Annotated in this window: 3 protein-coding genes; 2 read left to right on the top strand and 1 reads right to left on the bottom strand. The window is 37.6% G+C overall.

Translation table 11 applies throughout. The features are described from left to right. Window positions 1-97 precede the first annotated feature (97 nt). Window positions 98-1,138, top strand: a complete 1,041-nt coding sequence (locus ABWI07_RS43895) for a minor capsid protein (protein ID WP_312258009.1) — start codon at window positions 98-100, stop codon at window positions 1,136-1,138. Window positions 1,139-1,235: 97 nt separating this feature from the next. Here ABWI07_RS43895 and ABWI07_RS43890 read toward each other — a convergent pair whose 3' ends face one another. Then, window positions 1,236-1,583: a hypothetical protein gene (locus ABWI07_RS43890; protein ID WP_023164006.1), complete on the bottom strand. Its 348-nt coding sequence runs from the start codon at window positions 1,581-1,583 to the stop codon at window positions 1,236-1,238. Between the two features lie 185 nt (window positions 1,584-1,768). On the opposite strand from ABWI07_RS43890, the gene ABWI07_RS43885 reads away from it, so the two are divergent. Continuing rightward, the coding region (locus tag ABWI07_RS43885; protein ID WP_353822182.1) for a hypothetical protein at window positions 1,769-2,258 on the top strand (490 nt) is incomplete at its 3' end.

The following is a 2,258-nucleotide window of genomic DNA, read 5'->3' as shown; positions in this document are numbered from 1 at the left end:
ACTTGCATCTAAGATGGCAGAGGAATTGATTAAAGATATTGAATCTAATTTCAAAAAATACTTTCTGTGTAAGGTCAAATCACCAAAGGAGTAACCTATGAGAACTCCCGACTATTGGATAAAACGTGAGCAAGCGTGGCAGGCGCAACAAATCAAAGATGATACCAAACGCATGAAACAAATCATGGATAAGCTATTTGAAGCTCAAGAGGCTATTCAAAAAGAAATCGATGCCAACTGGCAGAACTTTGCGAATGGTCAAGGAATTTCTATTAGTGAAGCCATGAAACGTGCGGATAAGATGGACGTCAAAGGATTTGAAAATAAAGCCAAAAAGTATGTTAAAGAAAAAGACTTTTCGCACCAAGCAAATCAAGTGTTGAAACTTTATAACTTGACTATGAGAGTGAATCGTTTAGAACTTCTGAAAGCAAATATTGGTCTGGAGCTTATTTCAGTATTTGATGACTTGGACAAGTATTTCTCAAATAATTTGACTGGTGCAGCTCTTACAGAATTTGAAAGACAAGCGGGAATTCTTGGTTTAAGCGTTCCAAAGAAAGGCTATAACAGTCTAGTTGAATCAGTTCTTAACGGAAGTTATAAGGTCGAAGGATTTGCCAGTTTTTCTGACAAGCTTTGGCAGTACCAATTTGAATTGAAAGCTGATATTGAAAAACTTCTCATCCGGTCAGTGACTGGCGGAATCAATCCAAAAGCATTGGCCCCACAACTTAAAAGGCTGATGACTGAACAAGGAAAGCTTAATGCGACTTACAACGCACAACGATTGCTTGTGTCAGAAACAACGAGAATTCAAACGGCTATTCAAGAAGAAAGCTATAAAAAAGCGGATATTGAAAGTTATGAATATATTGCTGAACCGTCAGCTTGTCCTATCTGTGGGGCATTGAATGGTAAAATATTCAAATTAAAAGATATGTCGCCTGGTATTAATGCACCAAACATGCATCCGTTTTGTAGATGTAGCACAGCACCGCATGTTGATGATAAAGGTTTCTGGGATGATTTACTTGATAGGAAAGTAATCAGTCAAGATGAGTACAAGCAAGCTTTTGACGACAGGGTAGAAGCTGACAAAGCGATTGAAGAATTGCGCAATAAAAGAAAAGGATAGATTTCAATGAATAATGAACCAAAAAAGGCTGTAACTGGACAGCCTTTTAGTTATAAAGTCAAAGGGATTGATTCCCCAGAGACATTGTCGGGGATAATCAGTCGTCAGATGGAGCAGTTAAATCGCCATTTCCGCTGACACCTAAAACATCTTCCGCAAAAATTGTCAAGGTACCATAGGACTCAGAGTTATCAAGTGTCCTAACATTTTTCAAATGTATTAAGCTTATTTCTTCAGAAACTTTATCTGTTTTACTCTCTGAAAAAGTCATTTCCCAAGCTTGGTTTACAAAGTCTGTTTCAAGTTCGCTTGAAGATACAGGTTTGCCAATATACGTACCATTGGAAGTCAAAACCACTAATTCAGCATCTGAATCGTTTTTCTGATTAGCTACCAAAATCAATGTGTACCAGAACTTGATGTAAGCATTTTTTATAGAACTCAAATTATTTTTCCTTTCTACTAGATACTAGGCAAATGAGCCAGTAATTCAATTATAGCAAATAAACTTTTAAACCCGTCGAATTCCATGGGTTTTTCTTATGTCCGTTTCCGAACGTTGTGGACACTAAATAAAACACGAGAAAATCAGACTCCCAAGTCTTTAAATGCGAGTAGGAGGAACCAGAAATGGAACAAACAGAACTTTTACCCCTTAATTTGCAACTTTTTGCTGATGATCCAAACGGAGGATTAGGGACGCCTGATCCAAATCCACAAGGAGAACCTAATCCAGGAGAAAATCCTCCAGGTAACGGAGAGCCAGGAAGGGACGATAAAGATGAGTTAACTGACAGCGACAAAATCGTCGAAAAGCTTCAAAAACGAATCGGAAAAGAGCAGGCTGAAAAAAATGAAACAAAAACACAGCTTGACCAAGCGCTGGCTCGTATTGAAGAACTTGAAAAAGGTGGCAAAAAGTCAGTTAAAGAAAAATCTGACGAAGAAAAAGCTGCCGAACTTCAAAAAGCTAAAGACGATGAAATCGCAAGCCTTAAAGCACAAATCAAAATTTCAATCATTACCAGTCAAGCTGACGAAGTATTGAAAGAAAGTGGAATTGCTTTAAGTGCTGCTGAATTAGGATTGTTAGTTGATTTTGATGAAGAAAATAAGATCG

Source organism: Actinomadura sp. NPDC000600 (genome assembly GCF_040492135.1).
Taxonomy (GTDB): Bacteria; Actinomycetota; Actinomycetes; order Streptosporangiales; family Streptosporangiaceae; genus Spirillospora.
This window is presented reverse-complemented; position numbering and strand designations above follow the sequence as displayed.

Excerpts from the sequence above, each read along its gene's own strand:
- ABWI07_RS43895 (WP_312258009.1), top strand. The coding sequence starts at position 98 with ATGAGAACTCCCGACTATTGGATAAAACGTGAGCAAGCGTGGCAGGCG.